This window comes from Pseudomonas sp. LBUM1660, from assembly GCF_059695935.1.
Genome location: NZ_CP166795.1, coordinates 410,289 through 431,424 on the forward strand (window position 1 = coordinate 410,289; position 21,136 = coordinate 431,424).

General features: G+C 60.2%; 23 protein-coding genes. 5 read left to right on the forward strand and 18 right to left on the reverse strand.

Features of this window, described 5'->3' with window-relative positions:
• Nucleotides 1-151 precede the first annotated feature (151 nt).
• Nucleotides 152-1,111: an amino acid ABC transporter permease gene (locus ACA068_RS01990; RefSeq protein WP_497307203.1), complete on the forward strand. Its 960-nt coding sequence runs from the start codon at nucleotides 152-154 to the stop codon at nucleotides 1,109-1,111.
• The gene (locus ACA068_RS01995) at nucleotides 1,104-1,838 is read left to right on the forward strand and encodes an amino acid ABC transporter ATP-binding protein (RefSeq protein WP_497307205.1); all 735 of its coding nucleotides are present in this window, start codon (nucleotides 1,104-1,106) and stop codon (nucleotides 1,836-1,838) included. The genes ACA068_RS01990 and ACA068_RS01995 overlap by 8 nt, the downstream gene beginning before the upstream one ends.
• A gap of 126 nt (nucleotides 1,839-1,964) precedes the next feature.
• On the opposite strand, the gene ACA068_RS02000 is transcribed toward ACA068_RS01995, so the two are convergent.
• From ACA068_RS02000 to ubiE, 10 genes are all read right to left on the reverse strand, one after another.
• On the reverse strand, nucleotides 1,965-3,881 hold the full coding sequence (locus ACA068_RS02000) for a methyl-accepting chemotaxis protein (protein WP_497307207.1): 1,917 nt from the start codon (nucleotides 3,879-3,881) through the stop codon (nucleotides 1,965-1,967).
• Nucleotides 3,882-4,119: 238 nt separating this feature from the next.
• Nucleotides 4,120-4,827, reverse strand: coding sequence for a 16S rRNA (uracil(1498)-N(3))-methyltransferase (locus ACA068_RS02005; RefSeq protein WP_497307209.1), 708 nt, complete (start codon nucleotides 4,825-4,827; stop codon nucleotides 4,120-4,122).
• Nucleotides 4,824-5,630 (reverse strand): twin-arginine translocase subunit TatC, encoded by an 807-nt coding sequence (tatC, locus tag ACA068_RS02010; protein ID WP_497307210.1) that lies wholly within the window; start codon nucleotides 5,628-5,630, stop codon nucleotides 4,824-4,826. The genes ACA068_RS02005 and tatC overlap by 4 nt, the downstream gene beginning before the upstream one ends.
• Nucleotides 5,627-6,076: a Sec-independent protein translocase protein TatB gene (gene tatB / locus ACA068_RS02015; RefSeq protein WP_497307212.1), complete on the reverse strand. Its 450-nt coding sequence runs from the start codon at nucleotides 6,074-6,076 to the stop codon at nucleotides 5,627-5,629. The genes tatC and tatB overlap by 4 nt, the downstream gene beginning before the upstream one ends.
• Nucleotides 6,077-6,086: 10 nt before the next feature.
• Nucleotides 6,087-6,365 carry a twin-arginine translocase TatA/TatE family subunit gene (locus tag ACA068_RS02020; RefSeq protein ID WP_497307213.1) on the reverse strand — a complete coding sequence of 93 codons (279 nt, stop codon included), beginning with the start codon at nucleotides 6,363-6,365 and terminating at the stop codon, nucleotides 6,087-6,089.
• Nucleotides 6,366-6,390: 25 nt separating this feature from the next.
• Nucleotides 6,391-6,723, reverse strand: a complete 333-nt coding sequence (locus ACA068_RS02025; protein ID WP_008047820.1) for a phosphoribosyl-ATP diphosphatase — start codon at nucleotides 6,721-6,723, stop codon at nucleotides 6,391-6,393.
• On the reverse strand, nucleotides 6,716-7,117 hold the full coding sequence (hisI, locus tag ACA068_RS02030; protein WP_010464478.1) for a phosphoribosyl-AMP cyclohydrolase: 402 nt from the start codon (nucleotides 7,115-7,117) through the stop codon (nucleotides 6,716-6,718). The genes ACA068_RS02025 and hisI overlap by 8 nt, the downstream gene beginning before the upstream one ends.
• Before the next feature lie 81 nt (nucleotides 7,118-7,198).
• Nucleotides 7,199-8,803 carry a ubiquinone biosynthesis regulatory protein kinase UbiB gene (gene ubiB / locus ACA068_RS02035; RefSeq protein ID WP_497307216.1) on the reverse strand — a complete coding sequence of 535 codons (1,605 nt, stop codon included), beginning with the start codon at nucleotides 8,801-8,803 and terminating at the stop codon, nucleotides 7,199-7,201.
• Nucleotides 8,800-9,423, reverse strand: a complete 624-nt coding sequence (locus ACA068_RS02040) for a ubiquinone biosynthesis accessory factor UbiJ (protein WP_497307218.1) — start codon at nucleotides 9,421-9,423, stop codon at nucleotides 8,800-8,802. Before ACA068_RS02040 ends, ubiB begins: the two co-directional genes overlap by 4 nt.
• Entirely contained in the window at nucleotides 9,423-10,193 is a 771-nt protein-coding gene (ubiE, locus tag ACA068_RS02045) for a bifunctional demethylmenaquinone methyltransferase/2-methoxy-6-polyprenyl-1,4-benzoquinol methylase UbiE (RefSeq protein WP_007948968.1), read from the reverse strand. The genes ACA068_RS02040 and ubiE overlap by 1 nt, the downstream gene beginning before the upstream one ends.
• 155 nt (nucleotides 10,194-10,348) lie before the next feature.
• Between ubiE and ACA068_RS02050 the strand changes: the two genes are divergently transcribed.
• From ACA068_RS02050 to ACA068_RS02060, 3 genes are all read left to right on the forward strand, one after another.
• Entirely contained in the window at nucleotides 10,349-10,624 is a 276-nt protein-coding gene (locus tag ACA068_RS02050; protein WP_497307220.1) for a polyhydroxyalkanoic acid system family protein, read from the forward strand.
• Nucleotides 10,625-10,849: 225 nt separating this feature from the next.
• The gene (locus ACA068_RS02055; RefSeq protein ID WP_497307222.1) at nucleotides 10,850-11,272 is read left to right on the forward strand and encodes a phasin family protein; all 423 of its coding nucleotides are present in this window, start codon (nucleotides 10,850-10,852) and stop codon (nucleotides 11,270-11,272) included.
• 10 nt (nucleotides 11,273-11,282) lie between these two features.
• Nucleotides 11,283-12,143, forward strand: a complete 861-nt coding sequence (locus tag ACA068_RS02060; RefSeq protein ID WP_497307224.1) for a phasin family protein — start codon at nucleotides 11,283-11,285, stop codon at nucleotides 12,141-12,143.
• A gap of 191 nt (nucleotides 12,144-12,334) precedes the next feature.
• Here the strand turns inward: ACA068_RS02060 and ACA068_RS02065 are convergent, their stop codons facing one another.
• The 8 genes from ACA068_RS02065 to ACA068_RS02100 all read right to left on the reverse strand — a co-directional run bounded on the left by ACA068_RS02065 (nucleotide 12,335) and on the right by ACA068_RS02100 (nucleotide 21,136).
• Nucleotides 12,335-12,955 carry a TetR/AcrR family transcriptional regulator gene (locus ACA068_RS02065; protein WP_497307226.1) on the reverse strand — a complete coding sequence of 207 codons (621 nt, stop codon included), beginning with the start codon at nucleotides 12,953-12,955 and terminating at the stop codon, nucleotides 12,335-12,337.
• 59 nt (nucleotides 12,956-13,014) lie between these two features.
• The gene (gene phaC, locus ACA068_RS02070) at nucleotides 13,015-14,697 is read right to left on the reverse strand and encodes a class II poly(R)-hydroxyalkanoic acid synthase (RefSeq protein WP_497307228.1); all 1,683 of its coding nucleotides are present in this window, start codon (nucleotides 14,695-14,697) and stop codon (nucleotides 13,015-13,017) included.
• 129 nt (nucleotides 14,698-14,826) lie between these two features.
• Nucleotides 14,827-15,681 carry a poly(3-hydroxyalkanoate) depolymerase gene (phaZ, locus tag ACA068_RS02075; RefSeq protein ID WP_219093393.1) on the reverse strand — a complete coding sequence of 285 codons (855 nt, stop codon included), beginning with the start codon at nucleotides 15,679-15,681 and terminating at the stop codon, nucleotides 14,827-14,829.
• Nucleotides 15,682-15,828: 147 nt separating this feature from the next.
• Nucleotides 15,829-17,508 carry a class II poly(R)-hydroxyalkanoic acid synthase gene (phaC, locus tag ACA068_RS02080; RefSeq protein WP_497307230.1) on the reverse strand — a complete coding sequence of 560 codons (1,680 nt, stop codon included), beginning with the start codon at nucleotides 17,506-17,508 and terminating at the stop codon, nucleotides 15,829-15,831.
• A 258-nt stretch (nucleotides 17,509-17,766) separates the two neighbouring features.
• The gene (locus tag ACA068_RS02085) at nucleotides 17,767-18,144 is read right to left on the reverse strand and encodes a gamma-butyrobetaine hydroxylase family protein (RefSeq protein ID WP_497307232.1); all 378 of its coding nucleotides are present in this window, start codon (nucleotides 18,142-18,144) and stop codon (nucleotides 17,767-17,769) included.
• Nucleotides 18,145-18,272: 128 nt separating this feature from the next.
• Nucleotides 18,273-19,610, reverse strand: coding sequence for an ATP-dependent protease ATPase subunit HslU (hslU, locus tag ACA068_RS02090; RefSeq protein ID WP_497307233.1), 1,338 nt, complete (start codon nucleotides 19,608-19,610; stop codon nucleotides 18,273-18,275).
• Between the two features lie 55 nt (nucleotides 19,611-19,665).
• Entirely contained in the window at nucleotides 19,666-20,196 is a 531-nt protein-coding gene (gene hslV / locus ACA068_RS02095; protein ID WP_007899242.1) for an ATP-dependent protease subunit HslV, read from the reverse strand.
• A gap of 232 nt (nucleotides 20,197-20,428) precedes the next feature.
• A complete protein-coding gene (locus ACA068_RS02100; protein WP_219093402.1) occupies nucleotides 20,429-21,136 on the reverse strand; it encodes an SPOR domain-containing protein in 708 nt (235 codons plus the stop codon).

Genomic DNA, 21,136 nt, shown 5'->3' on the forward strand with positions numbered 1-21,136 from the left:
AAACCGAGTCGCTCCATTCGCGGGCAAGCCTCGCTCCTACAGGTTTTGTGTCGTTCCCACGTTTGGATGGCAAATGTGAGTGCTGTAGGAGCGAGGCCTGCCCGCGAAGACGGCATCCCTGTCGGCACAATATTCGGAACTTTCAGAGCAAATGAAACAGAAAAAAGCCCAATGGCCCTGGCACGTGCTAACCGTGCTGCTGCTGATCGGCCTGGCCGGCGCGTTGTATTACGCCACCTCGCTGATGTCCTACGAATGGCGCTGGAACCGCGTGCCGCAATACTTCGCCTACCACGCCGAAGAGTCCCAGCGCGCCGTCGACATCTCCACCGTCAGCGAACTGGTGCGCAAGGGCGACAAGGCCGAAGTCACCCTGCGTAATGACGCGGGTGACGAGCAGCGCGTGACCGTCGACGACAACAGCCTGCAAGTCGCCCAAGGCGATGACGTTGCTGAAGGCGACGTGATCGGTGTCACCCGGCATTGGGCCGCCGGACCGCTGATGTGGGGTCTTTGGACCACCTTGTGGTTGTCCGTGGTGTCTGGCGTGCTCGGGCTGCTGATCGGCCTCGCCACCGGCCTGTGCCGTCTATCGAGCAACCCGACGCTGCGCGATCTCTCGACGATCTACGTCGAACTGGTGCGCGGCACGCCGCTGCTGGTGCAGATTTTCATTTTCTACTTCTTCATTGGCACCGTAATGAACCTGTCCCGGGAGTTCGCCGGGATCGCCGCGCTGTCGCTGTTCACCGGTGCCTACGTGGCCGAGATTATTCGCTCAGGCGTGCAGTCGATCGCCCGTGGCCAGAACGAAGCCGCGCGTTCCCTGGGCTTGAGCGCTGGCCAGTCGATGCGCCACGTGGTGCTGCCGCAAGCCTTGAAGCGGGTGCTGCCGCCGCTGGCCGGGCAGTTCATCAGTCTGGTCAAGGACACCTCGCTGGTGTCGGTGATCGCGATTACCGAGCTGCTGAAAAGCGGCCGTGAAGTCATCACCACCTCGTTTTCGCCGTTCGAAATATTGTTCTGCGTGGCCGGGTTGTACCTGTTGATCAACCTGCCGCTGTCGAAAATCGCCAGTCGGCTTGAGCGGAGGCTCGCGCAAAGTGATTGAAGTCCGCGATCTGGTAAAAGTCTTCGACACCCGTGGCCAGGTGGTGCGCGCGGTGGATAGCGTCTCCACGCAGGTGGCGAAAGGCGAAGTATTGGTGGTGATCGGCCCGTCCGGTTCCGGCAAGTCGACCTTCCTGCGCTGCCTCAACGGTCTGGAAGAATTCGATTCGGGTTCGGTGAGCATCGACGGCCTGCAACTGGCCGACCCGAAAACCGACGTGAACGCCTACCGCCGAGAAGTCGGCATGGTGTTCCAGCATTTCAACCTGTTCCCGCACATGACCGTGCTGGAAAACCTCTGCCTGGCCCAGAAAGTCGTGCGCAAGCGCGGCAAGAAGGAGCGCGAGGCCAAGGCCTTGGCATTGCTGGAGAAGGTCGGTATTGCGCAGAAGGCCAACGAGTTTCCGTCACGCCTGTCCGGGGGGCAGCAACAGCGTGTGGCGATTGCCCGGGCATTGGCCATGGAACCCAAGGTCATGCTGTTCGATGAGCCGACTTCGGCGCTTGATCCGGAAATGGTCGGCGAAGTGCTGGACGTGATGAAAACCCTGGCCGTGGAAGGCATGACTATGGTCTGCGTCACCCACGAAATGGGCTTTGCGCGGGAAGTAGCGGATCGGGTGCTGTTTTTCGATCACGGCAAACTGCTGGAAGATGCATCGCCGGCCGAGTTCTTCGATGCACCGAAGGATCCGCGGGCGCAGGCCTTCTTGCGCCAGGTTTTGTAGCTTTAGCGCCTGTCCTGACGCCTTCGCGGGCAAGCCTCGCTCCTACAGTATTGTGTCGTGGCTCAATCGAGCGATACACAAAGCCCTGTAGGCGCGAGGCTTGCCCGCGAAGGCATCACCTCGGTTTCAAACCTTGAACCGCCCCACCAACATCTGCAGATGCGTCCCCAACCGCGCCAGCTCAACGCTGGAGGCCGCGGTCTCTTCACTGGCTGCCGAGGTCTGCTCGGACACATCGCGCACGTTCAGCACGCTCCGGTTGATCTCCTCGGCCACCGCGGTTTGCTGCTCGGCAGCGGCGGCAATCTGCTGGTTCATCGACTGAATCGCCGACACGGTGCGGGTGATGCTCTCCAGCGAGCTACCGGCGCGGCGGGTCAGTTCGACGCTGCTGTCGGTCAGGGTGCGGCTGTTGTCCATGATGGTGGCCACTTGCTGGGTGCCGGCTTGCAGGCCGACGATCAGCTCTTCGATTTCCTCGGTGGACTTCTGGGTGCGCTGGGCCAAACTACGGACTTCATCGGCGACCACCGCGAAACCGCGTCCGGCCTCACCGGCACGGGCGGCTTCAATCGCAGCGTTGAGTGCCAACAGGTTGGTTTGTTGGGCCACGGATTTGATCACGTCCAGCACGCTGCCGATCTTGTCGCTCTCGCGTTTCAGATCGCCCATGGCCGCCGTGGAATTGCCAACTTCGAGGGCCAGGCGCTCGATCTGAGCGATGGCTTCGCCAACCACTTTGTCACCTTCGCGGGCCTGCTGATCGGCGGCGACGGCGGCTTCGGAGGCTTCTTCGGCGTTGCGCGCGACTTCCTGCACGGTGGCCGTCATCTCGTTCATTGCCGTGGCCACCTGGTCGGTCTCGATCTTCTGGCTGTTGACCCCGGCACTGGTCTGCTCGGTGACCGCGGACAGTTCTTCGGCGGCGCTGGCGATTTGTGTAACGCCATCGCTGATCCCGCCGATCAGTTCGCGCAGGCCTAGGGTCATGCTCTGCATGGCGCGCTGGAGCTGGCCCAATTCGTCGCGACGCTCGGAAACAAGGTTTTGCGTCAGGTCGCCCGCCGCCACGCGCTCGGCCACTTTGAGGGTCTGATTCAGCGGGATCACGATCTGGCGAGTGATCGCCCATGCCGCCAGCAAGCCAAACGCCAGGGCCAGAACAGTCGCCATCAGCAGCAGGTTCTTGGCGTGTGCGGCGTCGGTGTCGCGGACGATGGTTTGTGACACGGTGAGTTTTTTGCTCACGTCGAGCAAGGTATCGCCTTGCTCGGCCATGCGCTTGAGGGCGGCGGCGCTAGCCACTTGCGAGTCGCGGAACTGGCTGACGGCGGCGCGGTAGGCTTTGAGCGAATCGGTGGCCTGTTGCAGGTTGGCGATGTGCTGTTCCGGCAGTTTGGATGGCAGGCTTTCGAGGTTCTTCAGGGCGTTGTCGATGGCGTCCAGAGCAGGTTGCTCGGCCTCGGTCTTGCCGCTGTAGGTGTAGCCGCGCACTTGGAAGCGTGCCTGCTGAATCAGTTTGCTCAGGTCGATCACGCTGTTGAAGTCGGCGACGCTGTCGCCTTGCAGCATGGATTTTTCGACTTCGGCGACGCGGGCCACGGCGTTGTCGGCGGTCGCGCCCAGTTTGCTGCGGGCGTCTTCGCGGTTGGCGCCGGCCTGGGTCATCGCGATGAAGGCTTGTTTGTACTGGCTGACGGCGGCCAATTGCTGGTCGATCATCGCCACGTCAGACGGCTGTTCGATCAACTTGCGCGCGGTTTGCAGGCCCGCGTCGAGTTGGCTCAACAGATCGTTGACGGCGCCCGGGCCTTGTTCGCCTCGGCGCATTTCGTAGTCCCGACGGGCCAGGCGCAGGTCTTTGGTCAGGTCGTTGAGGCTGGCAATGAACCCCAGCTTGTCGCCACGGCTCATCACGCCCGTCAGGCCGGTCCAGCCAGTGAAGGTGATCAGCAGCGTTAGCAGCAGCACCAGACCGAAACCGATCCCCAGTTTGCGATTGACGCTTACATTTCCCAGACTCTCGGCTAGCCAACGGTACATGCTGCTACTCCCTCGGACCACTCATTGGTTTTATGGGGGCTATATCGGCAGGTGCCCGGGAATCTGTAGGCGCAACGCGGTATTCGGGTCGAGTAAATCCCTGTGGCGAGGGAGCTTGCTCCCGTTCGGCTGCGAAGCAGTCGCAAATCAGGCTGATACGGTTTTGCAGGAAAAAAGCGGTGGCCGCTGCGCGCCCAAGCGGGAGCAAGCTCCCTCGCCACAGTGACCGTGTTTGATCTTAAAAGAGCCGGGCGAGCAGCGCGGTGACGGCGGTTTCGACGCGCAAGATGCGCTCGCCGAGTTGTACCGGTTGCAGGCCGGACTTGGCCAGCAGGTCGATTTCGTAAGGGATCCAGCCGCCTTCGGGGCCGATGGCCAAGGTCACCGGTTCATTCAGGCCGCGAGGGCAGGGCGGGTAATTGCCCGGGTGACCCACCAGACCGAGCGTACCTTCGGAAATGGCCGGCAGCCGATCTTCGACGAACGGCTTGAAGCGTTTTTCGATGACTATTTCCGGTAGCACGCTGTCCCGAGCCTGTTCCAGGCCGAGGATCAATTGCTCGCGAATCGCCTCTGGCTCCAGAAACGGCGTTTGCCAGAAGCTCTTCTCGACGCGATAGCTGTTCACCAGAATGATTCGTGGCACACCCATGGCTGCCACGGTCTGAAACACCCTGCGCAGCATTTTCGGCCGTGGCAGGGCCAATATCAGTGTCAGTGGCAGCTTGGTCGGTGGCGGCTGGTCAAGGGTGACGCGCAGTTCGGCTTCATCAGCGTCCAGGCGCAGCACTTCGGCCGAGCCCATTAGCCCGCCGATACGCCCGACGCGCATGCTGTCCCCCACTTCACAACGGTGGACTTCCTGCATGTGCGTCAACCGGCGATCACGCAGGATCACCCGGTCCGCCGCAATGAAATCGGCCTCCTCGAGGAGCAGCAGGTTCACGGCTGGGTCGCTGGCGGCTGGTCGTTGTGATCGTCGACCGGCTGGTTGTCCGGCTGATCGTCAGGATGGTCGCCGCGCTTGCTGATAAGGCCGCCGAACAGGATGCCGATTTCGAACAGCAGCCACATCGGTACGGCCAACAGCGTCTGCGAAAAGATGTCCGGTGGTGTCAGGATCATGCCGACCACGAAGCAGCCGATGATCACGTAGGGGCGGATTTTCCTCAGGTATTGGACGTCGACCACGCCGATCCACACCAGCAGCACCACGGCCACCGGGATCTCGAACGCCACGCCGAAGGCAAAGAACAGCGTCATGACGAAGTCGAGGTAGCTGCTGATGTCGGTCATCATTTCCACGCCGGCCGGGGTGGCGGCGGCGAAGAATTTGAAGATCAGCGGGAACACCAGGTAATAGGCGAACGCCATGCCGGCGTAGAACAGCATGATGCTGGACACCAGCAGCGGCACGGCGATGCGCTTCTCATGTTTGTAGAGGCCCGGCGCGATGAAGCCCCAGATCTGATGCAGGATCACCGGGATCGCCAGGAACAGCGAGACCATCATGGTCAGCTTCAGCGGCGTCAGGAACGGCGACGAAACATCGGTGGCGATCATCGTCGCGCCCACGGGCAGGTATTGACGTAGCGGCGTGGAGACGAAGGTGTAGATCTGCTGGGTGAAGGCAAACAACCCGGCGAAGATGATGAAGATCGCCGCTACGCAACGCAGCAGGCGGGTACGCAACTCGGTGAGGTGCGAAACCAGCGGCATGTGCTGGTCGTTTTCAGGAAGATCGCTCATGGGGCTCGCGGCGGCAGTGTTGGGTCATGAGGGGCCGGCGCAACTGGCACAGCCGCAGGCGTGGCAGGTTCAACCGGTGGCGTTGCAACAACGGGCGCAGGTTCTACAGCCGCGACAACAGGTGCTGGCTTGGCGGCGGGAGCATGAATCGTCTGCTCCGCCACCGGTTCAACCGGCTGAACCGGTGTGGCTTCCTGTTGGGTCGGCGTGAAGATCTTCCGCGCCTCCTGTTCCAGCGACAGGATGTGCTCGTTGTGCAGTTGCCGACGAATCTCGTCGGCACCGATTTCACGTTCAACTTCCTGTTTGATCGCGTTGAAGCTGCGCTTCAGACGGCCGACCCACAGGCCGGCGGTGCGCGCAGCGCCCGGCAGACGCTCGGGACCCAGCACCAGCAGGGCCACAAGGCCGACGAGCAGCAGTTCAGAGAAGCTGATACCAAACATTAGTCAGTGCTCACACGTCTTTGCGGATCGGCTCTTCGACTTTTTGCGCCTGCACGTCGATGGTGTGCGGCTGGTTCACGGACTGTGTGGTCTGTGGCTGAGCAGGTGGAACCGGTTGGGCCGGGGTCACCGTTGGGTCAACCGGCTTGTCATCATCGTTCATGGCTTTCTTGAAGCCCTTGATCGATTCGCCGACGTCGGTGCCGAGGTTTTTCAGTTTCTTGGTGCCAAACACCAGCACGACAACAACCAGGATGACGATCCAGTGTTTCCAGTCAAAAATGCCCATGTTGCTGCTCCTCTCTAATAGTTATTCAGGCGGACGGGCGCGAGGCTTTCTCGGCGTGTCCGGACAGACCGAAACGACGGTCCAGTTCATCGAGTACAGCCTGTGGATGCTGCCCCAGTTGGGCGAGCATGACCATGCTGTGGAACCACAGATCGGCGGTCTCGTAGATCACATCGCTGCAGTCACCGCTGATGGCGGCATCCTTGGCGGCAATGATGGTTTCGACCGACTCTTCGCCGACTTTTTCCAGAATCTTGTTCAGGCCCTTGTGGTACAGGCTGGCGACATACGAGCTGTCGGCGGCGGCGCCTTTGCGCTCCTCTAGCACCTCGGCCAGTCGGGTCAATGTGTCACTCATGGCTGTGTCCTGCGGAATAGATGGCGTGCGGGTCTTTCAGAACCGGGTCGACGGTTTTCCAGTCGCCGTTCTCGAAGACACGGTAGAAGCAACTCTGGCGGCCGGTATGGCAGGCGATGTCGCCGATCTGCTCGACCATCAGAATGATCACGTCGGCGTCACAGTCCAGGCGCATTTCATGCAGCGTTTGCACGTGGCCGGACTCCTCGCCCTTGCGCCATAGCTTGCCACGGGAACGTGACCAGTAAATGGCGCGGTTCTCGGCAGCGCTCAGTTCCAGTGATTCGCGGTTCATCCAGGCCATCATCAGGACGCGCCCGGTCTTGTGATCCTGGGCAATCGCCGGCACCAAGCCGTCTGCGTCCCACTTGATCTCGTCCAGCCAGTTTTTCATCTTCGACTCCGACAGCGGGTTCCACACTTCATGAGCAGAACCCAAGCGTTCAAACAGTGTGCCAGCGTGCGAAGGCGCTGGCTATCGGCGAACGACCAGATACAAACCGACCGCCATCATGATTCCGGCCGGCCAGTGACCCAGTTCGTTCAACGGCCCACCCGCCGCGAGTACGGCACCGCCAGCCAGGTGCGCAGTGCCGAGCAGTCGCAGGAACCAGTCATCCCTGCGCTTGTGCCACGGTGGCGGTGGGTCGTTGGCATGGGGCTGGGACATGCGTTCGAGCAGGTCACGGGCCATGTTGGCCAGGTGCGGAATCTGTTCGAACTGGCTCTGTACGTTGCCGAGCAAGGTTTTGGGGCTGACGCGCTCGCGCATCCAGCGTTCGAGGAAGGGTTGTGCGGTGTTCCACAGGTCCAGGTCCGGGTACAGCTGACGGCCCAGGCCTTCGATATTCAGCAGGGTTTTTTGCAGCAACACGAGCTGTGGCTGTACTTCCATGTTGAAGCGTCGTGCGGTCTGGAACAGGCGCATCAGCACCTGACCGAACGAAATATCCTTTAACGGTTTTTCGAAGATGGGCTCGCACACGGTGCGGATCGCTGCTTCGAATTCGTTGAGTTTGGTTTCCGCCGGTACCCAGCCCGAATCGATGTGCAGTTGGGCGACGCGCCGGTAATCGCGTTTGAAGAACGCGAACAGGTTGCGCGCCAGGTAATCCTGGTCTTCCGGGGTCAGGCTGCCGACGATGCCGCAGTCAATCGCGATGTATTGCGGGCTCCATGGGTTCACGGTGCTGACGAAGATGTTGCCGGGGTGCATGTCGGCGTGGAAAAAACTGTCGCGGAACACTTGGGTGAAGAAGATTTCCACACCGCGTTCGGCGAGCATTTTCATGTCGGTGCGCTGGTCGGCCAGGGTCGCAAGGTCGGTGACCTGAATGCCGTAGATACGCTCCATCACCAGCACTTTCGGCCGGCACCAGTCCCAGTAGACCTGCGGCACGTACAGCAGCGGCGAGCCTTCGAAGTTGCGCTTCAACTGGCTGGCATTGGCCGCTTCGCGCAGCAGGTCGAGTTCGTCGTAGATGGTTTTTTCGTAGTCCAGAACCACATCCACCGGGTGCAGCAGGCGTGCATCGGCCGAGAGCTTTTCGGCGGCGCGGGCGAGGATGAACAGCCATGCCAGGTCCTGTTTGATAATCGGTTTCAGGCCCGGGCGGATCACCTTCACCACCACTTCTTCGCCGGTCTTCAGTTGCGCGGCATGCACCTGCGCCACCGAGGCCGAGGCCAGCGGTTCAACGTCGAAACGGCTGAACACTTCACTGATCTTTTTGCCGAGCTGCTCTTCGATCAGGTTGACCGACACCTGCGAGTCGAACGGCGGCACGCGGTCCTGCAGCTTCATCAGCTCATCGGCGATGTCTCCTGGCAGCAGGTCGCGGCGTGTTGAAAGGATCTGCCCGAACTTGATGAAAATCGGCCCAAGATCCTGCAACGCCAGGCGCAAGCGTGCACCACGGCTCAGGTCCAGCGTCTTGCGCGGGAACCAGCGCCACGGCAACGCATAGCGCAGCGCGAGGAGGAACCAGGGCAATGGCAGGGCGAACAACAGGTCATCGAGGCGGTAGCGAATCACAACGCGCTGGATGCGCAACAAACGGCGGACGGCAAGCAGCTTCATGCGTTATCGCTTGGGTCGAGGGATCGGGAAAGGCGCTCGAAACGCGCCTCGAGACGTTCCAGATCGAGTTTGATCTGGTCCAGTTCACTGAAACGGGCTTCGGCTTCGCGCTGACCGACGAGGGTGCGCGATTCTTCGGCCAGGTATTCGCCCATGTTCTGGTTCAGGCTGGCGAACCCTTGCTGATACCAGCGTGCGCGACTGCGCACGTGGCCACTGACCAGTTGCGTGGCGACCGGGCCGAGCCAGCGCGAGAGTTCGTACTCCCAGTCCAGCTCAAGGTCCTGAAGGATCGCCGCCAGTTCCAGCAGCACACCGCTGTCACCGTCGAGCTCGACTTCAGGGCCATGCAGGACCGAGGTCTTGTCCTTGCTCATCGCCAGTTTCAACAGGCTTGAAGCCGGTGCGCGTAACGTACAGTCAGCGCCGGTTTCCCAGTGGGAGGCGAGCATCAAGCCTTCGTCGCTGGGCAGGATGAACACCTGCAACGCCGGGCTGCGGCAGTCGACCGCAATCACCCTGCCGCTCAAATGCGCCAGCCGCGGCAGCGCCGTGCTGTCGAGACGCAGCACCCGGTTCAGACCGAGTTCAACGCTGGCGAGCAGGCCGGCCAGCAACATCAGGGTTTGATGCCGCGGTGCAGGGCGACGATGCCTGCGGTCATGTTGTGGTAGGTCACGCGGTCGAAACCGGCCTCGACCATCATCGATTTCAGGGTTTCCTGATTCGGGTGCATGCGGATCGATTCGGCCAGGTAACGATAGCTTTCCGAGTCGTTGGTGATCAGCTTGCCCATCAGCGGCATGAAGGCGAACGAGTAGGCATCGTAGGCTTTGGACATCAGCGCGTTGGTTGGCTTGGAGAATTCCAGCACCAGCAAACGGCCGCCCGGCTTGAGTACGCGCAGCATCGAACGCAGGGCGTCTTCTTTATGCGTGACGTTGCGCAGGCCGAAGGCGATGGTCACGCAGTCGAAATGGTTGTCCGGGAATGGCAGTTTTTCCGCATCGGCCTGGACGAATTCGACGTTGCCGGCCACACCCAGATCCAGCAGGCGGTCACGACCGACCTTGAGCATGGATTCGTTGATGTCGGCCAACACCACCTGGCCGGTCGGGCCAACGAGGTGCGAGAACTTCTTGGTCAGATCGCCCGTGCCGCCGGCGATGTCCAGCACGCGGTTACCGGTGCGAACACCCGACAGCTCGATCGCAAAACGCTTCCACAGACGGTGCATGCCGCCCGACAGGAGGTCGTTCATCAAGTCGTACTTGGCGGCTACCGAGTGAAAAACCTCAGCGACTTTTTCCGCTTTCTGGCTTTCCGGAACGTTTTTGAAGCCGAAGTGAGTGGTGGGTTCGGCATCGCTGCCTTTGCGCTGATCAGTCATATCGCTGTCACCAAAAGAGAATGCGGGACATTCTAATCCCGGTGGCCTGCTTTGTCTTGGCAAGGCTGAAGGTAAGATAGGCAACCGCCGGGACGTTTTGCCGCAGCAGCGGTCAAGATGCTTCAGGAAAGCATTCATAAAGCAGGAGTCATTCGATGGCCCGTATTAGTGTTGAACGTGCCCACGGCCTGGGCAAGGAAGCGGCCCGCGAGAAGGCCGACCAGTTGGCGCAGAAACTGTCCGATCAATATGGCCTGGAGCCGCAGTGGTCCGGTGACACGCTGAACCTCAGACGCTCCGGCGTTAAAGGCGCGGTGCATGTCAGCGAAGACTCGATCCGCGTCGATGTCGAGTTGGGCCTGATGATGTCGGCCATGAGCGGCATGATCAAATCGGAAATCGAAAAGGCCCTCGATAAAGCGTTGGTCTGACTAATACCTGTAGGAGCGAAGCTTGCTCGCGAAGAGGCCGGTACATTCGCTCCTTCTTCTATGGCAGGAACTACGCCTTCGCGGGCAAGCCTCGCTCCTATAGGTTTCACGGCACGCAAATGTTGCGGTTGTTAGGGTGCCGTTTCTAATTTTTCTCCCTACTTTGTGCATGAGCCCGACACTTTCGCGGGCAGTTCCTCAAACCTTCTGCGCGTGAGGTGCACCATGGCCAAAGTTATTTTGAAGAAAAAAATCGACGCATCGACCACTGCTCTGGGCGATGTCAAAACCTATGCCCGCAAGATCTGGCTGGCAGGCCTGGGGGCCTACACCAAGGTCGGCCAAGAGGGCAGCGAGTACTTTCAAGAGTTGATCAAGGCTGGTCAAACTGTTGAAACCAAAGGCAAAAAAGTAGTGGCCGAGAAACTTGAAGCCGCTAACTCAGAGATCGATGAAGCAAAGAGTGAAGTGAGCACTTTCAAAGCCAAGGTCGAAGTTCAACTCGACAAGGTCGAGAAGGCTTTTGACTCGCGTGTCGCAAGTGCCTTGAATCGTATCGGCATTCCGTCTAAACATGACGTTGAGACACTCTCTGCTAAGCTCGATGAGCTGACGGCATTGCTCGAACGCGTCGCGCGTAAATCTTAAGGAGAACGGGATGGCTGGTAAAAAGAACACCGAAAAAGAAGGCAGCTCGTGGATCGGGAAAGTCGAAGACTACTCCCGCAAAATCTGGCTGGCTGGTTTAGGCGTGTACTCGAAGATCGACACTGACGGCAGCAAGCTCTTCGATACATTGGTTAAAGATGGCGAGAAAGCCGAGAAGCTCACCAAGAGTGCTGTCGGCAAGAAAGTTGATGCTGCCAAGGACTCCGCTTCGTCGGCCAAGTCGCGCATCAGCGGCGTGAAAGATCGTGCGCTGGGCAAGTGGGATGAGCTGGAAGGGGCTTTCGACAAGCGCCTGAACAGCGCCATTTCGCGCCTGGGTGTACCGAGCCGCAATGAAGTGAAAGCGCTGCACAGCAAGGTCGATACCCTGACCAAGCAGATCGAGCGCCTGACCGGTGCCAAGGTCGCGCCTGTTGCGGCGAAAACCGCAGCGGCCAAACCTGCGGCAGCTAAACCAGCAACCAAAAGCGCAGCCAAGCCACTGGCCAAAGCTGCTGCTAAACCGGTCGCCAAAGCCGCGTCGAAAGTCGCGTCCGCCGCCAAGTCTGTTGCTAAAACTGCCGCCGCCAAACCTGCAGCAGCCAAGACAGCGGTCAAATCGGTCGCTGCCAAAGCCGCTGCCAAACCAGCTGCCGCTAAACCGGCAGCCAAGCCAGCGGCAAAACCTGCCGCAGCGAAGAAGCCCGCAGTGAAAAAACCGGCCGCGCCTAAAGCTGCCGCGCCAAAACCAGCAGTGGCTGCCGCCAAACCGGCAACCCCGATCAGCACGTCGAACTCCGCCGCTGCACCGACCCCTGCTGCAACCCCGACTGTCGCGCCAGCTCCATCGACGCCAACCAGTCAGTCCTGATTTTCAGGGCTCAAGAAAACGCCCGGCCTGCAAAGGTCGGGCGTTTTTGTTTGTGCACGATCTTGAAAACACCGCTGCCCCTGTGGGAGCTAGCCTGCTAGCGATAGCGGTTCATCAGTCAACAACAATGTCGACGGATAAATCGCTATCGCTAGCAGGCTAGCTCCCACAGGGGCAGCGGTGTTCAGGGGTTAGTCGTGTTCTTCGAGGTATTGCAGCGCCAGGTGCTCGGTCGCCACTTTGATCGGCGACAGCAAATGCGGCGCCACCAGCATCATGATCTGATACACCACCAACCTGACTTCACCCTCGCGATCCAGAATCCGCTGATAGTCCAGCGAGAACAGCAGCGTCATGGTGATCTGTTCCACCAACTGCCCGAGCGCCTGCGTATCGCTGACCAACTGCCCCTGAGCCTTCAATCGCGCCAGCAATGAAGCCAGCGTGCGCTTCAGCGCATTGAGCAGATTGCGGATGCCCTTGGCCAGTTTCGGCAAGCGCCCGGCCAAGTTCGACAGGTCCTGGAACAGGAACCGATAGTGCGCCAGGCGCTCGACGATCAGGTGCAGGAACAACCAGTAATCTTCCGGTGCCAATTCCACATCGGCCGGCGGATCAAGCAGTGGCGCAAGCTCGGCCTGGAAGCGCTCGAACAATCCGAGAATCAACGGTTCCTTGCCGTGGAAGTGGTAGTAGAGGTTGCCCGGGCTGATGCCCATTTCGTTGGCAACTTCCATGGTGGAGACGTTCGGTTCGCCCTTCTGATTGAACAACTGCAGGGCACATTCGAGGATCCGGTCGCGGGTTTTCATCCAGTCTTCTTAATGGTCGAGTCATGCCACGGCAGGCGTGTGCCGTGGTTCGTTGTCAGTCAGCGCACACGCACGTAAGTACCGGGTGCCGCCTCCATCGGTGGATAGTTCTGGTTGCCGAGGGCCATGTGGGTTTCTTTTTGCGTCCCTGAGCGTTCCTGAATCCAGCTCAGCCATTGGGTCCACCAACTGCCGTCGACTTGCTTGGCGTCGTAATACCACGCCCGAGGGTCGCTGCTCAGTTTCGCGCTCTCGACGAAGTTGGCTTTCGGGTTGCTCGGCGGGTTGAGGATGCTCTGCACATGACCGCTGTTGGACAGCACGAAGCGTCGCTCGCCCCCCAGCAGCAGTGTCGAGCGATACACCGCGTCCCACGGCGTGATGTGGTCGTTGATGCCGGCCACGCTGAAGCTGTCGACGGTGACTTTCTGCAAGTCGATCGGCGTGCCGCACACTTCAAGGCCACCCGGATGGCTCAGTGGGTTGTGTTTGAAAAAGTCCAGCAGGTCACCATGGAGGGCTGCCGGCAACCGGGTGTTGTCGTTGTTCCAGTAGAGGATGTCGAACGCTGGAGGCTCCTTGCCCAACAGGTAGTTATTGACGAAGTAACTCCAGATCAAATCGTTGGGACGCATCCAGGCAAAGACCTTGGCCATGTCGCGCCCGTCCAGCACACCTTTCTGATAGGAGTGACGCTTGGCCGCTTCCAGGGTCTGCTCGTCGGCGAACAAGGTGGCGGGGCTGTCCATCTGACTGTCGAGCAGGCTCACCAAGTAAGTCGCGCTGGACACCCGCCGCAGTTGTCGCTTGGCCTGCAAGTGGCCTTGCAACGCGGCGATGGTCAGCCCGCCAGCGCAAGCGCCCATCAAGTTCACTTCGCGAGCGCCCGTGATCGCACGGCAGACATTCATCGCTTCTTCCACGGCTTCAACATACGTCGATAGCCCCCATTCGCGATGACGCACATCCGGATTGCGCCAGCTGATCATGAAGGTCTGCAGGCCGTTTTTCAGGGCGAACTGGACGAAGCTGTTATGCGGGCTCAGGTCGAAAATGTAGTACTTGTTGATCTGCGGCGGCACCACCAGCAGCGGCTTGGAATACTGCTTTTCGCTCATCGGCTTGTACTGGATCAGTTCCAGCAGTTCGTTGCGAAACACCACGGAGCCCGTGGTGGTGGCGACTGTTTTACCGACCTCGAACGCTTGCTTGGTGACTTGTCTGGGCAGGCCGTCGTTGTGCAGGAAATCGTCGACCAGATGGCTGATGCCACGCACCAGGCTGTTGCCGCCGGAATTGAAGATTTCCTTGATCGCCAGCGGATTGAGCAGGGTGTTGGACGGCGCCACGGCGTCGTTGAGCAAGGCAAAGGCGAAGTGGGCGCGAGCGCGATCGTCCGGTGTCATGTTGCTTTCGTCGATCCAGCTTTTGACCTGTTTCTGCCAGCTCAGGTAGGCCTGCAAGCTGCGGCGATAAAACGGGTTGAGGCTCCACGCCGGGTCGGAAAAGCGACTGTCCTGCGGATTGGTCGGATGCAGCGTTTCACCCAGCAGTACCCGGCCCAGCTGACCGCCCAATTTCAAGGCGTGGCGGGCACTGTGCACCGGGTTGCGCAAGCCATGGGCGGCAACGCTGCGCAGGGTCGAAAAAAGGTCGCGACCGCGCAGGCCGGTAATCGCACTCTGTGCGTTGATGAACGCGGCGGGAGTGGGTAAAAAGTCCCTCGCTGGTTTTTCGCGCATGAATCAACACTCCTTCGTCTTCAGGCCAAATACATATACACCGAACCAGAACACCATAGACGCTGTTACGGGTTGTTGCGCGGCGCGGCGTCCTGCCGACCCCTTTTCGTTAACAAAAGCCGGGGACGGTTAACCGCCCAATGGCGCCGGATGCGGATGCATCACTGCGCGCTGACGTTCTTCCTCGAGAAATTTCATGATGATCGGTGCCACCGCTTCGGCCCGGGTAATCAAAAACAAATGCCCGTCATCGATGATGTGCAACTGGGCATTGGGGATCCGCCAGGCAAGCACGCGCATGTTGATCAGCGGGATCAGTGGATCGTCGTCCCCGGCCAGTACCAGGGTCGGCTGATTGATCTTGTGCAGCCAGTGAATGCTGGTCCAGCCGAGCCCGGCGAACAGCTGCCAGTAGTAACCGAGCTTGCCCGCCGAGCGGACCTTCGCCGCATGGCTGGCCGCCAGGGTCGGGTCGCGACGGAACGAACCGCCATAGATCATCGGCGCAATGCGAATCACGTGGGACGGCTGGATGTAGCGCCGTGGGCTGGCCATCATCCACAGCACTTTCGGCTTGCCCGGTACCATCACCGCGCCGGCCGCCGTGGCCGCCAGCACGAGTTTCTTGCAGCGCTCGGGATAGTCGTATGCGAACTGCTGGGCGAGGGCACCCCCCCAGGAAACGCCGATGACGTTCACTTGTCCGTAGTCGAGATAGTCGAGCATCCGCGCCGTGAGTTTCGCCAGGCCCGGAAAGCGATACGGCCGATTCGGCGTCGACGAACCGCCGACACCGGGGACGTCGAAGGCGATGACTTCCAGGTCCGGGTCCAGTGCTGCGACGAACGGAAACACCAGCTCCAGGTTGGCGCCGATGCCGTTGAAAATCAGCAAGGGCGTCAAGTGAGGCTTGCCGGGGCGTACCGCCGTGCGGAGGGTCTGGCCATCCAGGTCGACGGTACGGAATATGAACGGTTGCGGCATGCTTCAGGCCCTGTGGGTGAATTATCCCGGTCCCCTGTAGGAGCGAAGCTTGCTCGCGAAGGCGTCAAGTCAGTCGACATCCATGTTGAATGAAAGACCGCTTTCGCGAGCAAGCTTCGCTCCTACAGAGGGCGCGAGGTGTGTCGGTTACCGCTCGTGTACGTAAGTGCCCGGCGCTGCTTCGCCGGCTGTATAGGTTTTGTTGCCCAGACTGGTCGGAGACTTCTTCAGCTTGCCCGAACGTTCGGCCTGCCAGGCCTGCCAGTACAGCCACCAGGAGTCAGTGTGCTTGGTGGAATTTTCTTGCCAGTCTTCGGCTTTGACCGGCATCTCCGTGCTGGTCATGTAGCGCGATTTCGGGTTGCCCGGCGGGTTCAGAATGCTCTGGATATGCCCGCTGCTGGACAGCACGAACTCAACCTTGCCGCCAAACAACTGCGCCGACTTGTAGCAGGACTTCCACGGGGTAATGTGGTCGTTGGTGCCGGCCAGGGAAAAGATGTCGGCCGTGACCTGCTTCAGGTCGATCGGCGTGCCGCACACTTCCAGTGCATCGGCGCGGATCAGTGGGTTACTTTTGAACATCTCGATCAGGTCGCCGTGGAACGCAGCGGGCAACCGGGTGGTGTCGTTGTTCCAGAACAGGATGTCGAACACCGGCGGCTCGTTGCCGAGCAGGTAGTTGTTGACCCAGTAGTTCCAGATCAAATCATTGGGGCGCATCCAGGCGAAGACTTTCGCCATGTCGCGGCCTTCCAGCACACCGGCCTGATAGGAATGGCGCTTGGCGGCTTCAAGGGTCTGCTCGTCGACGAATAGCGCGACGTCGCTGTCCAGGGTGGTGTCCAGCACGCTGACCAAAAGCGTCAGGGCGTTGACCTTCTTCTCGCCGATCGCGGCGTAGTGGCCCAGCAGCGCAGTGCAGGTGATGCCGCCGGAGCAGGCGCCGAGCATGTTGATGTCTTTGCTGCCGGTGATCGCGGTGACTACGTCGACCGCTTCCTTGAGCGCCTCGATGTAGGTCGACAGACCCCACTCGCGTTGCTCCTTGGTCGGGTTGCGCCAGCTGACGATGAAGGTTTGAACGTGATTGCGCAGGCAGAACCGCGCCAGACTCTTGTCCGGGCTCAGGTCAAATACATAGAACTTGTTGATCTGCGGCGGCACCACCAGCAGTGGGCGCTCGTGCACCTGCTCGGTGGTCGGGCGGTACTGGATCAGCTCCAGCACGTCGTTGCGGAACACCACCGCGCCTTCGGTCACGCCCAGGCTTTTGCCGACTTCGAACGCGCCCATGTTGACCTGGCTCGGCATGCCGCCGTTGTGTACCAGATCCTTGGCCAGGTGCGAGAGGCCGTCGAGCAGGCTTTTGCCGCCGGTTTCGAAGAAGCGTTTGACCGCTGCGGGGTTGGCCGCACTGTTGGTCGGCGCCATGGCTTCGGTCATGAGGTTGATCACGAAATGCCCGCGGCTGACGTCTTTGGGCGGCAGATTGCTGTCGTCGATCCAGTCGTGGAGTTCCTTGCGCCACGCCAGGTAAGTTTGCAAATAACGTTTGTAGAGCGGGTTCTGGCTCCAGGCAGGATCGTGGAAGCGACGGTCATCGCTCGTCGGTTGAAGCTCGGATTTGCCGAACAGCACGTTCTTCAGTTCCAGGCCGAAATGGGCAACATGCTTGGCACTGTGAATGGGTTGTTTGATGGCCTGCCTGAGCACCATTCGAGCAGACGCCAGTAGATCCTTTCCACGCAGCCCAACGACAGGATTCAGCCCCAAGGTGTTTTCCGAGGCTTGATACTTCAAGTCATCGTTATTCTTGTTACTCATCTACGACGCTCCATTGTCCTGAGACGAGTACCAGGGTCCAGCCGTGTCATCACACAGCCAATGCCAGGTACTTCTGCTCGGGTGACCGTTAATTCTGCATCGCTGCTTTTTACGGCAGAGAGCACTGCAGGGAACTTGCCAGCTCCATTGGTTACCCGAGTTTAATTTTTTTCGCAAGCGGGCCAATCATTGACCCAGGAGCGGAGCATTCAAACAGATGGAATTAGAAAATGCCCTCTAAAGAGCAAGAGGGCTGACCTAGAGCATCAGCTTGACGATGGATTCGATGGGATCGCGGGTTTTTCCGGCGGCTTTGAGCTCGGCAAGATAATCGTTCCAGAGATCCTCTTGGCGCACTCCCAACTGGTACAGATATTCCCAAGTGAACAGGCCGCTGTCGTGGCCGTCGTCGAAGGTCAATTTCAGTGCGTACTGACCGGCCGGTTCTACTTTGGTCAGGCCTACGCCGATCTTGCCAAATTGCAGGATAGGTTTGCCGTGGCCCTGGACCTCGGCGGAAGGAGAGTGCACGCGCAAGAACTCGGCGGGCAGGTGATGTTCCTCACCGGACGCGTATTTCAGCGACAGGGTTTTCGAGGCTTTGTGCAGTTTGATGTCGGTGGGGAGTTGGGTCATGACCTGAGTTCCGTTATGGATGGAACCCTGTAGGAGCGAAGCTTGCTCGCGAAAGCGTCAGGTCAGTCGACATGTCTGTTGAATGAATGACCGATTTCGCGAGCAAGCTTCGCTCCTACAAGTTTGGCTTACAGGATATAACGGGACAGGTCTTCGTTCTGCGCCAATTCGCCGAGGTGGCTGTTGACGTAATCGGCGTCGATCAGGATTACCTTGTCGTCGTGGGCGCTGGCCAGGTCGCCGGCGCTGAACGACACTTCTTCGAGCAGACGCTCAAGCAAGGTGTGCAGGCGACGGGCACCGATGTTCTCGGTCTTCTCGTTGACCTGCCAGGCGATCTCGGCGATGCGTTTGATACCGTCCGGCTGGAACTCGATGACCAGGCCTTCGGTTTTCAGCAAAGCGCAGTACTGCTCGGTGAGCGAGGCGTGCGGCTCGCTGAGGATGCGTTCGAAATCTTCAGGCGTCAGCGCCTTCAGCTCGACACGAATCGGCAGGCGACCTTGCAGCTCAGGCACCAGGTCGCTTGGCTTGCTCAGGTGGAACGCACCGGAAGCGATGAACAGGATGTGGTCGGTCTTGACCATGCCCAGTTTGGTGTTGACGGTGCAGCCTTCGATCAGTGGCAGCAAGTCACGCTGCACGCCTTCGCGGGACACGTCGACGCCACCGGAATTGCCGCGCTTGGCAACCTTGTCGATTTCGTCGATGAACACGATGCCGTGCTGCTCGACCGCTTCCAGTGCCTTGGCCTTCAACTCTTCATCGTTGACCAGACGGCCGGCTTCTTCGTCACGCACCAGTTTCAGTGCTTCCTTGACCTTGAGCTTGCGGTTTTTCTTTTTGCCCTTGCCCATGTTGGCGAACAGGCTCTGCAACTGGTTGGTCATCTCTTCCATGCCCGGTGGCGCGGAGATATCGACGCCCGCCACTTCGGCGACTTCGATTTCGATCTCCTTGTCATCCAGCTGACCTTCGCGCAGACGCTTGCGGAACAGCTGGCGGGTGTTGGAGTCGGCCGACGGGGCGTCGTCATTGTTGAAGCCCATGCGTGCCGGTGGCAGCAGGGCATCGAGGATGCGCTCTTCGGCGGCGTCTTCGGCGCGGTGGCGAACCTTGGTCATTTCCTGTTCGCGCAGCAGCTTGATCGCCGCGTCGGCCAAGTCACGAATGATCGATTCGACGTCGCGACCGACGTAGCCGACTTCGGTGAACTTGGTGGCTTCGACCTTGATGAACGGCGCGTTGGCGAGTTTGGCCAGGCGACGGGCGATCTCGGTTTTACCGACACCGGTCGGGCCGATCATCAGGATGTTTTTCGGGGTGACTTCAACGCGCAGCTCTTCGGGCAGCTGCATCCGGCGCCAGCGGTTCCGCAGCGCGATGGCGACGGCGCGCTTGGCATCGTCCTGGCCGATGATGTGGCGATTGAGTTCGTGGACGATTTCACGGGGAGTCATGGACATAGTAATTGGCGGTCCTCAGGTCAAAGTGAGCCGTGGCGTGGTGGCCAAAACAGGCTTACTCGGCGAGGTCCTGCTCCTCAATGGTGAAGGTGTGGTTGGTGAATACGCAGATGTCGCCGGCGATGCCGAGGGCGGTTTCGACGATTTCCCGGGCCGACAGATCGGTTTTCTTCAACAGCGCGCTGGCGGCGGCCTGGGCGTAACCGCCACCGGAACCCATGGCGATCAGGCCTTCTTCGGGTTCGACCACGTCGCCGTTGCCGGTGATGATCAAGGAAGCGTCTTTGTTGGCGACCGCGAGCATGGCTTCGAGGCGGCTGAGGGAGCGGTCAGTGCGCCATTCTTTGGCGAGTTCGACAGCGGCGCGAACCAGGTGGCCCTGATGTTTCTCAAGCTGGCCTTCGAAACGCTCGAAGAGGGTGAAGGCGTCAGCGGTGGCCCCGGCAAAACCGGCAATTACTTGACCGTGGTACAGGCGGCGAACTTTCTTCGCGTTGCCTTTCATCACGGTATTGCCGAGAGAAACCTGGCCGTCGCCGCCCATGACGACTTTGCCGTGGCGGCGAACTGAAACGATGGTGGTCAAGGGAGAGTCTCCACGCAGCGGGGCGAAAATGCCTTATGCCAACTCATATGGGGGTGGTGATGCGTTTTTCAACTGCGGGGCGGGAGAGGGGACGAGCGGTGTATAGCAGGGGAGGGATGTGTTGTTCGGTATGACGCCTTCGCGGGCAAGCCTCGCTCCTACAGGTTCTGCGTGATCCCTGTAGGAGCGAGGCTTGCCCGCGAAGAACGATGACGCGGTGTCCCTGACGGGATTAGCGGTTCTGGCGTTGTTGTAACAACAGGTTGCTGAAGCCGGCGCCGGACAGTTGTTTCTGCGCCGTGGTCAGCTGTTCGCGGTTGCTGAACGGCCCGACCAGCACCCGATACCAGGTTTCGTCTTTGACTGTCCCGGATTCAACCGCCACCGCCTGACCCAGCAGGATGATCTGCGCCCGAACCTTGTCCGCATCAGCCTCCTTGCGGAACGAACCGGCCTGGAGGAAGAACTTCGTCACCGGGGCCGCTTTGGACACCGGTGGCGCTGGCGGCGGCGTGATTCCGGCCAGTGCCGCCTGGGCTCGCGCAGTATCAATCTTCGCTGCTTGCTCTGGCGTGACCGGCGTGGTCGGGACTGCCGGCACTTGTGGTGTCGGCAGGGTTTTCTCCGGCACGGCATCCGGCGGCACGATCACTTCCGATTCCGGCAGCAGGGTGTAGAAGTCGTACTTCGGCTTCACCGGTTGCGTCGGGCTCGGCGGGGTCTTGTTGGCCTCGGCGATCTTGGTGGCTTTCTGCTGTTCAATCTTCTCGCGCTTGACGCTCTCGCTGCCCTTGCCCGGTTCCAGTTTCATCAGGAACACGATGAACGCGCCGACCGTCAGGCCGATGGCCATCCACAGCCAGCCCGGGATCGGTTGTTTTGCAGGAGCTTGGTAACGGCTGGCGCCACGCTTGGGTGCAGGTTTTTTCTTGGCAGCCAA

Coding starts and splice junctions, on each gene's coding strand:
- ACA068_RS02025 (WP_008047820.1), bottom strand. CDS start 6,723: ATGAGTGACACATTGACCCGACTGGCCGAGGTGCTAGAGGAGCGCAAA.
- phaC (WP_497307228.1), bottom strand. CDS start 14,697: ATGCGCGAAAAACCAGCGAGGGACTTTTTACCCACTCCCGCCGCGTTC.
- ACA068_RS02000 (WP_497307207.1), bottom strand. CDS start 3,881: ATGTACCGTTGGCTAGCCGAGAGTCTGGGAAATGTAAGCGTCAATCGC.
- ACA068_RS02085 (WP_497307232.1), bottom strand. CDS start 18,144: ATGACCCAACTCCCCACCGACATCAAACTGCACAAAGCCTCGAAAACC.
- ACA068_RS01990 (WP_497307203.1), top strand. CDS start 152: ATGAAACAGAAAAAAGCCCAATGGCCCTGGCACGTGCTAACCGTGCTG.
- ubiE (WP_007948968.1), bottom strand. CDS start 10,193: ATGACTGATCAGCGCAAAGGCAGCGATGCCGAACCCACCACTCACTTC.
- ACA068_RS02055 (WP_497307222.1), top strand. CDS start 10,850: ATGGCCAAAGTTATTTTGAAGAAAAAAATCGACGCATCGACCACTGCT.
- phaC (WP_497307230.1), bottom strand. CDS start 17,508: ATGAGTAACAAGAATAACGATGACTTGAAGTATCAAGCCTCGGAAAAC.
- ACA068_RS02060 (WP_497307224.1), top strand. CDS start 11,283: ATGGCTGGTAAAAAGAACACCGAAAAAGAAGGCAGCTCGTGGATCGGG.
- tatB (WP_497307212.1), bottom strand. CDS start 6,076: ATGTTTGGTATCAGCTTCTCTGAACTGCTGCTCGTCGGCCTTGTGGCC.
- ACA068_RS02050 (WP_497307220.1), top strand. CDS start 10,349: ATGGCCCGTATTAGTGTTGAACGTGCCCACGGCCTGGGCAAGGAAGCG.
- tatC (WP_497307210.1), bottom strand. CDS start 5,630: ATGAGCGATCTTCCTGAAAACGACCAGCACATGCCGCTGGTTTCGCAC.
- ACA068_RS02065 (WP_497307226.1), bottom strand. CDS start 12,955: ATGAAAACCCGCGACCGGATCCTCGAATGTGCCCTGCAGTTGTTCAAT.
- phaZ (WP_219093393.1), bottom strand. CDS start 15,681: ATGCCGCAACCGTTCATATTCCGTACCGTCGACCTGGATGGCCAGACC.
- hisI (WP_010464478.1), bottom strand. CDS start 7,117: ATGAAAAACTGGCTGGACGAGATCAAGTGGGACGCAGACGGCTTGGTG.
- hslU (WP_497307233.1), bottom strand. CDS start 19,610: ATGTCCATGACTCCCCGTGAAATCGTCCACGAACTCAATCGCCACATC.
- ACA068_RS02020 (WP_497307213.1), bottom strand. CDS start 6,365: ATGGGCATTTTTGACTGGAAACACTGGATCGTCATCCTGGTTGTTGTC.
- ubiB (WP_497307216.1), bottom strand. CDS start 8,803: ATGAAGCTGCTTGCCGTCCGCCGTTTGTTGCGCATCCAGCGCGTTGTG.
- ACA068_RS02040 (WP_497307218.1), bottom strand. CDS start 9,423: ATGTTGCTGGCCGGCCTGCTCGCCAGCGTTGAACTCGGTCTGAACCGG.